Source organism: Streptococcus sp. A23, assembly GCF_043674155.1.
Lineage (GTDB): Bacteria > Bacillota > Bacilli > Lactobacillales > Streptococcaceae > Streptococcus > Streptococcus suis_V.
In genome coordinates, this window is sequence record NZ_JBIMJP010000007.1 from 26,276 (window position 1) to 38,841 (window position 12,566).

8 protein-coding genes and 2 pseudogenes are annotated in these 12,566 nt (G+C 45.5%); 2 read left to right on the plus strand and 8 right to left on the minus strand.

Annotated elements, in window-relative coordinates:
- Position 1: 1 nt before the first annotated feature.
- The 7 genes and pseudogenes from mvk to ACHBIE_RS05395 all read right to left on the minus strand — a co-directional run.
- Positions 2-928, minus strand: coding sequence for a mevalonate kinase (gene mvk / locus ACHBIE_RS05365; RefSeq protein ID WP_105160403.1), 927 nt, complete (start codon positions 926-928; stop codon positions 2-4).
- 160 nt (positions 929-1,088) lie between these two features.
- Positions 1,089-2,348: pseudogene (locus ACHBIE_RS05370) on the minus strand (MATE family efflux transporter).
- Between the two features lie 308 nt (positions 2,349-2,656).
- Complete coding sequence (thrC, locus tag ACHBIE_RS05375) at positions 2,657-4,141, minus strand: threonine synthase (protein ID WP_105122133.1); 1,485 nt, start codon at positions 4,139-4,141, stop codon at positions 2,657-2,659.
- Positions 4,142-4,241: 100 nt separating this feature from the next.
- Positions 4,242-4,448 carry a hypothetical protein gene (locus ACHBIE_RS05380; protein ID WP_105122132.1) on the minus strand — a complete coding sequence of 69 codons (207 nt, stop codon included), beginning with the start codon at positions 4,446-4,448 and terminating at the stop codon, positions 4,242-4,244.
- 22 nt (positions 4,449-4,470) lie between these two features.
- A complete protein-coding gene (locus ACHBIE_RS05385) occupies positions 4,471-4,836 on the minus strand; it encodes a PH domain-containing protein (protein ID WP_105122131.1) in 366 nt (121 codons plus the stop codon).
- Between the two features lie 421 nt (positions 4,837-5,257).
- Positions 5,258-7,909: a bifunctional acetaldehyde-CoA/alcohol dehydrogenase gene (adhE, locus tag ACHBIE_RS05390; RefSeq protein ID WP_394732879.1), complete on the minus strand. Its 2,652-nt coding sequence runs from the start codon at positions 7,907-7,909 to the stop codon at positions 5,258-5,260.
- Between the two features lie 273 nt (positions 7,910-8,182).
- Positions 8,183-8,602 (minus strand): annotated as a pseudogene (locus ACHBIE_RS05395) (thiamine pyrophosphate-dependent enzyme); the annotation flags it as partial.
- Between the two features lie 286 nt (positions 8,603-8,888).
- On the opposite strand from ACHBIE_RS05395, the gene ACHBIE_RS05400 reads away from it, so the two are divergent.
- On the plus strand, positions 8,889-9,380 hold the full coding sequence (locus tag ACHBIE_RS05400) for a phosphatidylglycerophosphatase A (protein ID WP_394718785.1): 492 nt from the start codon (positions 8,889-8,891) through the stop codon (positions 9,378-9,380).
- A 42-nt stretch (positions 9,381-9,422) separates the two neighbouring features.
- On the opposite strand, the gene ACHBIE_RS05405 is transcribed toward ACHBIE_RS05400, so the two are convergent.
- The gene (locus tag ACHBIE_RS05405; protein WP_394732880.1) at positions 9,423-11,882 is read right to left on the minus strand and encodes a YhgE/Pip family protein; all 2,460 of its coding nucleotides are present in this window, start codon (positions 11,880-11,882) and stop codon (positions 9,423-9,425) included.
- A gap of 124 nt (positions 11,883-12,006) precedes the next feature.
- Here ACHBIE_RS05405 and ACHBIE_RS05410 point away from each other — a divergent pair, with 124 nt between their 5' ends.
- Positions 12,007-12,546 (plus strand): TetR/AcrR family transcriptional regulator, encoded by a 540-nt coding sequence (locus ACHBIE_RS05410; RefSeq protein ID WP_394732881.1) that lies wholly within the window; start codon positions 12,007-12,009, stop codon positions 12,544-12,546.
- Positions 12,547-12,566: the final 20 nt, after the last annotated feature.

Sequence of the window (12,566 nt, forward strand, 5' to 3'; positions counted from 1 at the left end):
CTTATTCTCCTAAGTATTGGATCCAGGTTTGCTTGGCACCTGCTTGGGCGAGGATGCAGGCCAATTCCTGGGCTTTTTGTTCTGTTTTTACAAGGGCAATCATACAGCCGCCACGGCCACCTCCGGTCAGCTTGGCTCCTAGAGCTCCATGGGTCTGGGCTAGGCTGACCAGTTTATCTAGGCTGGGGTCTGACACGCCTAATTTTTGTAAGAGGACATGGGCTCGACTCATCTTTTGACCTAGAAGCTCTGCCTGATCATGGGCTAAATCCTCTCGAGCAGCCTGGGTTAAAGAACCTAGTTCTTCCACTAGCTGAACGGCCTTTGGCTCATTTTCCAAAAGAGTCGCAACATCAAGGATAGCCTCAAGGGTATTTCCGGTAACGCCGGTGTCAGCCACGACCAAATAGGCATGGAGGTTGAGGGTCAAAGGTTGGATGGGCTGGTTTTTGACGAAATAAATGGGGAACTTGCCGCTAGTCGTCGCTGCATCAATTCCTGAGGGGTTACCGTGGGCAATCTTTTCCGAGGACTGGACGATGTCCCAGAGCTCGCTGTCGGTCAGCTCCTTTTGGTAGTAGGCAAAGAGGGCGCGTGCCACCGCTACTGCCACTGCGGCACTGGAGCCCATGCCCCGCTCTGCTGGTATAGTGGAACTAATCTGGATATGAATGGCCGGGTCGGTCGGTGCTCCGATGCGGTAGAGGGAAAAGCGAATGGCGTGCTTAAGACTCTCCCAAATCTTGGGCATCTTGTGGACAAATCCCTGATAAAAATCACAGGTCACGGTTAGAGCAGTCCCTTGGGCCGCAACGGTCGCAGTAATCTGGACAGCAGAAAAAGGCATGGCAATGGCCGGCTGACCGTACACCACCGCATGCTCTCCCATTAAAATAATCTTTCCTGCCGAAGCTCCTACTGCTGTCATATCTGCCTCCTTGTCAATCAGCTCTATTATACCACTTTTTTAAATCAATAGAAAATGTGAAAACAGCCGACCATCGCCGACTGTTTTCCAGGAGATTATATGAAAAAGATTTCGCTATTTCTAGCTTGACTATAGTATACCCCTTCAAGCTTAAAGAAAGCTAAAGCCATTTTTTATAACAAATATACAAAAATCCAGCCCGAAAGGCATTGTCCAGGATAGTCGCAATCCAAATGGCATCTAATCCTAGCTTGAAAACCTTGAACAAGATTAGGGCGCCAAGTATCCGCACCAGCCACATGCCGAGACTAGTGGCAAAAAATGGGAGCTTGGCATTGCCCAATCCCTGACAAAGAGCCGTCAGAATCAGAGTAGCCGCCGTAACCGGCACACCGAGCAGGGAATAAAACAAGACAGTCTGACTGGCTTCCGCCACTAGAATGTCTTCGGTATAGAGTCTAGTAAGCTGCGGGCCAAATAAATAGGCTAATCCAGCAACCAAAACCATACAGCCGACGGACAAGAACAAACCTGCTTGCAACAATTGAGCAACCTGTGTCTTATCCTTACGGTATCTAGCCGTCAAGATGACCAGGGCCGTCGCCAGTCCCATGGCTGGTATGTAGTTAAACTGGGTCAGGGTTTCCCCGATAGCATTTCCCGCTAGAACAGCCGTCCCCAGACTGACAATAAGGCTGACCACCACGACATCCCCCGCCCGCATCATCAGCCTTTCTCCAGCAGCGGGTAGGGCAAGTCTGACCAAATCCTTATCCATGGATCAGGTCCATTCTGCCAGGGGAACTGGCAACTGCGACCAAAGGAGCAGGCAACCTATGAGACGAGATAGAACTGTTCCGACAGCAATTCCAGCCACGCCGGCATGGAGCACAAAAACGGCGAAAGCGGAGAGCAGGATGTTGAGGAGATTGCTCAAGAGGCTGACATACATGGGGAGGGCAGGCCTACCAAGAGACCTGAGAATGGCGCTGAGGCTGGTCATAAGACCTAGAAAAACGACAGCACCGCCGACTAGGATCAAATAGAGACCGCCCGTTTCTACGACCGCTGCCTCTACTCCCAATAGAGCCAGCAAGCTAGGGCCTGCCAAAATAGCGACTAAACCCAAAATACCGCTGACAAGTAGGGTCAATTTGAGACTTTCCGTCATCCTGGTTCCGACCACTTGCTCACCTTGGTTGCTGGATTGGGCCAGACGTGCAGAAATAGCAGCAGCCAGGGCGATGAAAAGGGCCTGGTAAATAGCCAGAATATTGTTGGCGACGGAAACACCTGACAGGGCAACCATCCCCAGACCTGCCACCAGGTAGGAATCTACCATTCCCATCAGCATCTGCAGGACATTTTCTCCCATGGCAGGTAGGGCAATAGAGATTATTTCTTTATAAATTTTTTTCATAAGGCATAGAAAAAGGGAGTGGGCAAGAACTCGACAAAGCTAAGAAGAGTTCGTCTGCCCACCCCCGCACAGCTCCAACGGTTTGGGGAACCTTTGGAGGTTGAAAATAGAGCGAACAAAGTTCGCATCATTCATTAGGTCTGATCCGGAGCGTAAAACGCGAACGAAATGAGGTTTGCTACGCAATCCTTATTTCCAACCTTTCACAGTTCCCCAAACTGTGAAAGCCAATCAACCACTGCGCTGAGATGTTGACATGAACTATAAAAATCGAGTCTAGGCTTTTGCCCACTCCTTGAATATTCCAATTATACTCCCAAATAACGCTCGACTTCGACCTGCATATCCGCTGCTGCAACGATTGTTGTGTGGCGGACAGGAGCTATTTCTAAGCCGTCCACCGCCGGTGGCAAGGCAACACCTGAAATTTCATGGAGTTTAGCCAGCGCCTCAAAGTCTGATAGACCTGTTTCCCCTGTCACAGACTGGACTGCCACAACTGGGAACTTGTAAGGACTAGCTGTAGAGGCGATAACTGTCGGTGTCTGGTCGCCTGTTTTCTCCACATACTTCTTATAGACAGCGGAGGCAACAGCCGTGTGTGGGTCCTCGATATAGTCTGACTCTTCATAAACACGCTTGATTTCCGTCGCTGTCTCCTCTTCCGTCGCAAAGGCGGCATCAAAGAGAGATAGGATAGACGCGTCAGCCCCTTGGATGTCATACTGGCCATCTGTAGCCAAACGATCCATAAGCTCAGCTGTTTTTGCTGCATCATTTCCAAAGAGATGGAAAATCAGGCGCTCCAAGTTAGACGATACCAGGATGTCCATGGACGGGCTAGTCGTCACGCGGAAGGTGCGTTTCTTGTCGTAAACACCGGTCGTGAAGAAATCAGTCAGGACATTGTTGTCGTTGGACGCACAAATCAGTTTGTTAATCGGCAGGCCAATTTGCTGGGCATAGTAGGCAGCCAGGATGTTTCCGAAGTTACCAGTCGGTACAGTAAAGTTGACCTTGTCGCCAGCCGCAATCTCGCCAGTCTTGACCAGCTGAGCGTAGGCGTAGACATAGTAGACAATCTGTGGCACCAGACGGCCGATGTTCATAGAGTTGGCTGATGAAAATTGTAGTTTCTTTGCTGCCAATTTTTCACGCAAGTCCACATCGTTGAACATGTATTTGACCGCTGTTTGGGCATCATCAAAATTACCGTCAATAGCTACAACATGAGTATTATCACCAGTCTGGGTCGTCATCTGCAGCTCTTGCACCTTGGAAACACCGTCACGTGGATAAAAGACCACGATACGGGTGCCAGGCACATCCGCAAAACCTGCCATGGCCGCCTTCCCAGTATCGCCAGAAGTCGCGGTCAGGATGACAATTTCATTTTCCAGACCATGCTTTTTGGCGGCCGTCGTCATCAGATAAGGCAGGATAGACAGAGCCATATCCTTAAAGGCAATGGTCGAACCACGGAAGAGCTCCAGGTTGTATTGGCCCTTTAGTTTTACCACTGGGGCAATGGCTGGTGTGTCAAACTTGCTGTCGTAGGCATTGGTGATACAGTAATCCAGCTCATCTGCGGTAAAATCATCCAAGAAAGCCGACAAAATCAGCTCAGCCACTTCTTGGTAGGAAGCGTCCTTGAGCTGGTCAAAATTCAAGTCAACTGCTGGTGCAGAAAGCGGTGTAAAGAGACCACCGTCTGTCGCCAAGCCCTGCAAAATCGCCTGACTAGCAGATACAGTATTTTTGGCATCGCGTGTTGATTGATAAACTAGTGTCATGGTATCCCTCGTAAAAATCTATTTTTTCTATTCTACCATAAATTGACAGAAAATTGGAAAGATTTGAGAAAAAACCGAACAGCGGTTCGGTTTTCAGGCTTTATTTGTCCTTCAACAAGGCCAAGCCTCCGAAGAAAGACCAGTTGAGGAGGGACAGATAGGCTAGCCCTCTCAAAAGTCGAAGGCTGCTGAGCGTGTCAAAATCGATACCATCTTTAACAGCCAGCAGCCAGTCCCCAGCAAATAAAAGATAAAGTGCCCCAAGACAAGCTACGGCAATTAAAATAAAACCAAGTTGCTTCTTCATATCCTTCCCCTCCTATCCTGCCTTATAAAATGGCTTCCGCAATCAAGCGGTCAAAGCGTCTGATATCAATTCCTTTTTTCAGATTTATCTTGATATGACCTGCCCTAGTCCAGAGTTCAACTTCCGCATTGAAATCTAGGAATTTTCCTGCATTTTCCGTTGACCACATATTGATAGAACTGTAAGGGAGCGAGTACATCTCTACTTTTTTACCCGTTAGCCCCTGTGCATCACGGACAATCAAGCGACGATTGGTAAAAATAGCACTGTCTCGTATGGTTGCATAGGCAGCCTTGGGCTCCTCACCCGGCAATAAAATCTCAAAAACATCAGCTGGCACTGGACATTCACGGACAAAAGTCCAGGCTAAAGGGGTTAATTCTGCCATAGGAGGCCTCCTTGTTTTTATTTTAGTATATCATGATATAAATACTTCCTCAATAACCAAAAACACCAGCCTACCTTGTGTAAACTGGTGTTTGAGAAAGTTTTGGAGGCTGGTCCATTTGTTTATACAACGGTTGTTGAGGAACGATTTTCTAAACGAACCTAGATAGATTACCGAAACCGTTCTAGCCCTAAGTCTTTCTAGGCAGATAGACGAAGACTAAGCCTATTCAGTTTTGAAATCAGTTTTTCCTAAGAGAATCTAGGCGGCGAAGGTGACGGTTGAATTCAAGTTCACCTAGTCAACAACGAAGATATCCCAAATCATCAAGGAATGATTTTCTAAATGAGGCGAGGCAAAGCGACGCAGGCGTAACTGAAGTTAGGCAAGGAGCTTTAACGACGGATCATGACGAAAATCATTACTTGATGCGACCTGGACGTTCTTTGTAGCCGTAATACGCATCTTCGATGATTTCTTGCATATGGTCAACCATGGCCAAGCGTGGGTTAGCAGGTGTACATTGGTCTTCATAAGCAAGCAGCGCCAATTCACGAGAGTACTCTTTGAGTTCTTTCTCATCAACACCTTGGTCTTTCAAGTTCATTTGGATACCGATACGCTCACCCAATTCGTAAACTGCTTTCGCGTAAGATGCCACACCTTCTTCTGGTGTTGAAGCTGGAAGTCCAAGCATTTTAGCGATGTCTTGATACTTCTCGTCCGCACGGTAGTAGTTGTACTTAGGCCATGTAGCGGTCTTAGCTGGACGAGTACCGTTGTAACGGATAACGTATGGAAGCAAGATAGCGTTGGTACGACCGTGAACAGTGTGGAAACGTCCGCCAAGTTTGTGGGCCATTGAGTGAGAAATACCGAGGAAGGCGTTGGCAAAGGCCATACCTGCCATTGTTGAGGCGTTATGCATTTTCTCACGAGATTCCCAATCTGCTTCTTTGACAGATTTTTCAAGGTTTTCAAAGACCAACTTGATGGCTTGAAGAGCCAAACCGTCTGTGTAGTCATTGGCAACTGTTGATACGTATGCTTCTGTTGCGTGAGTCAATACGTCCATACCTGTATCTGCTGCTACAAAGTCAGGCACACTCATAACGAATGCTGGGTCAACAATGGCAATGGTTGGTGTCAATGAGTAGTCAGCAAGTGGGTATTTACGGTTGTTTTTCTTATCAGAAATAACGGCAAATGGCGTAACTTCTGAACCGGTACCAGATGTGGTTGGGATACCAACATATTTTGCTTTTTCACCCAATTCTGGGAATTTGAAGGCACGTTTGCGGATGTCCATGAATTTTTGAACAAGATCACGGAAGTCCACTTGTGGTTGCTCGTAGAAGAGCCACATGATTTTCGCAGCATCCATTACAGAACCACCACCGATAGCGATGATTGTATCTGGTTTGAAGGCTTTCATGGCCTCTGCACCGCGTTCAACTGTTGTGATATCTGGATCTGGTTCGATGTCTGAGAAGACAGTGTACATGACTTTGTTTGAGCGAAGTTGCAATTGTTCAATTACACGTTGAACAAATCCAAGTTTCACAACGACTTCATCAGCTACGATCATGACTTTCTCAACATTTGCCATTACTTGCAAGTATTGAATGGAGTCACGTTCGAAGTAAATTTTTGATGGAACTTTAAACCATTGCATATTATTTCTCCGTCTTCCTACTTTCTTGATGTTGAGCAAGTTAAGAGCACTTACATTGTCACTCACAGAGTTGCGTCCATAAGAACCACATCCCAAGGTAAGAGATGGAAGGAAGGAATTGTAAACATCACCAATACCACCGAAGGTTGATGGAGAGTTCCAGATAACACGGATAGCTTTTACACGCGTACCGAACTCTTTTGCCAAATCTGCATCCGCTGTGTGGATAGCTGCTGAGTGTCCAAGACCATGGAATTCAACCATTTGACGTGCTGCTTCCAGACCTTCTTCACGACCTTCTACTTTCAAGACAGCGATAACTGGTGACAATTTTTCACGTGTCAATGGCTCTTTTTCACCGATTTCAGCCACTTCAGCCGCCAAGATGTTGGTCCCTTCTGGTACTTTGAAGCCAGCTTGCTCTGCAATCCATGCAGCTGGACGACCTACGATGTCCGCATTCAATTTTCCTTCTGCACAGTTTTTGCTGTTAGCCTTCACGCCAAAGCAGAATTCTTCCAGAAGGGCTTTTTCTTTCTTATTAACAAAGTAAGTGTGGTAAGACTTGAACTCTTCTACAAAATCGTCATAGATGTCCTTGTCCACAATAACCGCTTGCTCTGATGCACAGACCATACCGTTATCAAATGACTTAGACATAACGATGTCATGTGCTGCTTGGCGGATATTTGCTGATTTTTCAACATAGGCAGGAACGTTACCCGCACCTACTCCAAGTGCTGGTTTGCCGCAAGAGTAAGCTGCACGCACCATTGCGTTACCACCTGTCGCAAGAATTGTTGCGATACCGTCGTGCTTCATCAACTCTGAAGTTGCTTCCATCGATGGTTTTGTAATCCATTGGATACAGTTTTCAGGTGCACCTGCTGCTACAGCTGCTTCATAGACAACACGGGCCGCGTGTGCTGATGATTCTTGTGCAGATGGGTGGAAGGCAAAGACGATTGGGTTACGTGTTTTAAGAGCAATCAATGATTTGAAGATGGCTGTTGAAGTTGGGTTGGTTGTTGGAGTAACCCCACAGATAACCCCCACTGGCTCAGCAATCAAGGTCAAACCAGTTACTTCGTCGTCTTCAATCACGCCAACAGTTTTGACACCACGCATGTTGTTCACAACGTGTTCGCAGGCGAAGAGGTTTTTAGTCGCCTTGTCTTCAAAGACACCGCGACCAGTTTCTTCATGGGCATGCATAGCCAAGACGCCGTGTTGATCCAAGGCAGCTACTGACGCTTTCGCAACGATGTAGTCAACCTGCTCTTGATTGAGAAGACGAAATTCTTCCAGAGCCACAAGCCCTTTTTGTACAAGCTCATCAACGTGTGCACGAGCTTCTGCCAATTTTTCTTCTGGTGATACTACTTTTTTATCAGCCATGATATTCCTCCAAAAATTCCGTTAATCATTTTGTTAACTTTTTCACAATGTTATTGTACACTAAGTTTTTTGGTTTGTAAAGTCTTTTTGTTAAATTTTTCACAAGTTTTTTAAAAAATTTTTGAAATAGTAAAGAAGGACAAATTATTTCTGGCTGGACATTTAATTGAGCAATAAAAAGAGCCAGGCAACTAAGCCAAGCTCTTCATCTAAAATCTTTCTTAATCGTGCTAAAAGCCGTCTTGTTCTTCTTTATTTTTTAACAGTGTGACTTTAGAAGATGCGGAATGGCACCGGTTCTTCTGCTTCGTAGCGTTCTTTGAAGGCTGCGATTTCTTCTTCAGAAGCGAGAGCTGGGTCCAACTTCATGGCCTCTACTGGTATTGGACGTTCTTTGGTAATTTTGGCATCAATGACGACCGTTTTACCGTTTTTATTGTCCTCAACCGCCTTGCACATGACTTCGTCCACCCCCTCAATGCGATGAACAGTGTAACCAACGGCACCTTGGGCTTCACCAATTTTGGCATAATCAACATCAATAAAGTCTGTACCGAAGAGGTGTTTGTTGGTGTCCTTGTATTTATTCTTACTATATCCGTACTCTGTATTAGCAAAGACAATATTGATGACCGGAAGGTCGTACTGAACATTGGTCACGACATCTGGATAGGACATGTTGAAGGCTCCGTCAAAGAATTCGGCATTTTCCCAGAGGACGTTTACAAAGACCAAAAGGTGACGGGGACTGACGACAAGCAGAGCCTTACCGTTGGCAATAAAGACAGCAAAAATAAATTGACCATCACCGCCACAAACGGTACAATCAATCTTGGAAAGAAAATAATTTCCTAATGAATAAAGGAGGTAAAGTCTTTTAGTTTACTTTTAGTACTAGGCAGCGAGGTGTAGGCATAACTGGGGTTAGGCAAACCGAGCTAACGAAGGAATAAAAGAAAAACTAAATGACGTTAATAAGATGAAAACACAAGCACTAACCCTACTAGACGAACGTGGCGTACCACTCGAGCGCATTGCAGAATTGGTCATGCACCTGCAAAACAAATACATTCCTGACTTGGAATTTGTGGAGTGTTTGGAAAATGTTCAGGCCGTCCTAGAAAAACGCGAGGTACAAAATGCTATCGTGACGGGGATTGAAATAGACAAATTGGCTGAACAGGGCTTGGTATCCCAACCCCTTCAATCCATCCTCATGAATGACGAAGGACTCTACGGAATTGATGAAATCCTCGGTCTCTCCATCGTCAATCTCTACGGGACTATCGGTTTTACCAACTATGGCTTTCTGGACAAGTCCAAGCCCGGCATCATCTCTGAGCTCAATAGCAAAGACGGCCAGCATTGCCATACCTTCCTAGACGACATTGTCTGTGCCATTGCTGCGGCAGCGGCCAGTCGGATTGCCCACAACGACCCCGATAAAAGTGCTATTACCAATCAAAATTAACTGAAAAACCAACTGTTCACATGAAGCAGTTGGTTTTTAGTATTATTCATCTTTTTGATTATAAATCAAGAGACCTAATCCCATGAAGCCTACTAAGAAGAGGCTCAGCATCCAAACTTGATGACTGCTATTTCCAACCATTGAAATGGTTTGACGAAGGCCTGAAACAGAATAGGTCATTGGAAGATAAGGCTGAATGACTTGGAAGAATCGTGGGCTAAGTTCGATTGGGTAGGTACCTGCGCTTGATCCAAGCTCTAGTAACAAGAGAATTAAGCTGGCAAAGGATCCGAAACGATCGTTCCACCCCACCAGGGCTGTAACGAGTGCCATAAAGGTCCATGAGGCTAAGAGGATTAATCCCAAGGTTGCCATAGGATGAGCTGGATCGATTCCAATCAAGCGAAGAACACCGTACAGAATCACTGCTGCTAGGCTGGCTATCGTACCATTCAGTAACAATTTCCCTTTAGCCCAATCCCAACGATTCTTGTAGGAACGATTATCAAGATGTTTAACGAAAATAACATTCGCTGATAAGGCTACAACCATTAGTGCGACAGATACCATATAAGGAGCCATTCCGACACCGTTGGTCTTCACATCATCTTGGTCGCTGTGTTCCAAGGTGACTGGTTGAGAAACTGCTTGTGCATTTTTGTCTTCTACAGAGATGACTGATAGTTGTTGACTGGCTGAGCTGAGTGAATTTGTTAGGGTTTCACTACCTGTACGAAGACTGGAAATACCGCTTGTCAAGGTTTGACCGCCACTAGCTAATTGATCAGCACCAGCAATCAATTGCTGACTACCAGAAGCCAGTTGTCCTGAACCGCTGACAAGTTGACTGGAGTTGGATGCTAAGGTTGCCAATCCTGATGTTAACTGGCTACCTCCTGATTGGATGCTACTATTATTCGCCGCCAACTGAGCTCCGCCCTCTGCTAGTTGGGCAACACCTGCGGTATAGGCTGTCACCCCTGACATGAGTTGACTAGCTCCACTTGATAATTGTGTTTGAAGTTGACTCACACCACTCGTCAAGGTTTGAGTTCCTGGTAGAACTTGCTGATTCAAGGCGGTGTTGACCTGACTCAAGCCACTTGATAGGTTTTCAATGGCTGTTGTAGCACCTGGCAATGCTTGATTGGCAGCCGTGTTGATCTGACCGACAGCTGATTGTAGCTGGCTCATTTGTGTTGCCATGCCAGAAAGACTTTGTAGGCTAGATAAGGCTTGACTCAGTTGAGATAATTGACCCAAAATCGTTTGAGCTGCTGTCATTGTTGTCGAAGGTGAATTTTGGAGAGCTCCAACCAATTCAGCTTGCTGAGCTGCTGTCAAGTTCTGATAGGTAGCCGTTGCTTGCAAGGCTGCAATGCTGGCTGTTTTATCAGCTTGGGCTGCAGTCAACAATCCTTGAGCTTGAGCCCCCATCTCTGTCAAGAGGCTAGATAGAGTAGAGGTATCTACTGCAAGTCCTCCGATACTTGATAGGCTATCATTTAATTGATTGATGGCCGCCTGCAACTGAGGAAGCCCTGTCAATAAGGCCTGTATCTGACTAGACTGTTCAGCAGACAAACTAGTTGAACTAGCGAGTTGCTCCAAGCCTGCCTGCAATTGATTGGCTCCTGTTACCAGTTGTTCAACCTGACTAGCTCCTGATTGTAATTGTCCCACCCCAGCGATGAGCTGAGCGGAATTGGCATTTAATTGCTCCGCACCTGAAGCAAGACTAGCTACCCCATTTGTGTAGGTCGTTAAGCCGCTGGAAAGTGTTTGACTTCCTGAAGCAGCCTGATTGACTCCATCTGTGTAAGACACAACTCCAGTGGCCAATTGGTTTGCTCCTGTCACAAGTGATTGTCCTGATGAAGATAAGGTAGATAGGCCTGATGATAGAGTCTGACTTCCGGTTTCTAATTGACTAGCTCCATCTGTCAATTGTTGACTTCCATCTGCCGCCTCAACCATACCCGCTTGAATCTCTCCCATGCTATCAAAAACAGCAGAGGTATATGTTTCAGTAATCGTCTCTGAAACAGATGTCTTTAATTTCTCCATAGCTGATTCGCCCATCTTAGAAGCGACAAAGCTGTGACCTTTAGAGGTTTGGTAAGAAATTGTTAGTGGTTCAGGCTGATCCGTCAAGAGACTGGATGCTTTTTCTGATAAATCTTCTGGTAGGGTGATGACCATGTAATAGTCCCCTTCTTCCAAACCTTTTTCCGCATCTTTTTCTGATACAAAGTGGAAATCCAGGCTCTTGCTCTCTTTCATATTATCTACCATATCATCACCAATGGTGAGGGTTTTATCTTGAAAGCTCGCCGACTGGTCTTGATTGACAACTGCCACAGGCAACTGGTCTAGTCGGCCGTAAGGGTCCCACATAGAGGTTAGGAAACTAATGTTATATAAGGCTGGGACACAGGAAACACCGAGAATGGTGATCAAGGTCATTGGTTTTTTGAAAAAATTCTTTACTTTTTCTGACATAATAACTCCTTTAGACATCCTGTCCAAAAACTGATAAAATACATTATACAAGTATCATTTTCAAAATCAAGTAGAAAGAATCGTTTTTAGACAATGTCTCTAAAAATGTTCAAAAGGAGAAAATATGGGAACAGATAATCGAAAAGAACGAACTCGTCAAGCCATTTTAGAAGCAATGGTGACTTGCTTAGAAACTCAAGGATTTAATGAGATTACAACCACCCATCTCGCTCAGACAGCAGGAATTAGTCGCTCTAGTTTTTATACCCATTATAAGGATAAATATGAATTGATTGACTCCTACCAACAAGGCTTATTTCTCAAGTTAGAGACCATATTTGATCACTATGATGGAAATCGACAGTCCTCTTGCTTAGAAATTTTTGAACTACTCTACCGTGAAGAATTACTGTCATCCTTATTGACCCATAACGGAACTCAAGAAATCCAAAATTTCCTTATCAACAAAGTTAGATTATTGATTGCAAACGATTTAGCTGAGCGTTTGGAAAAAGAAGATTTATCACCACTTGAAAGAGAGTACCGAAGCATTTATTTTTCACATGCATTCTTTGGAATCATTCAAGTATGGATAAAAAATGGGAAGCAAGAATCTCCTCAATATATGACCGATTTTTTCTTGAAAATGCTACCGCGAGAATGAAGAAAAGCCACTCATTTGAC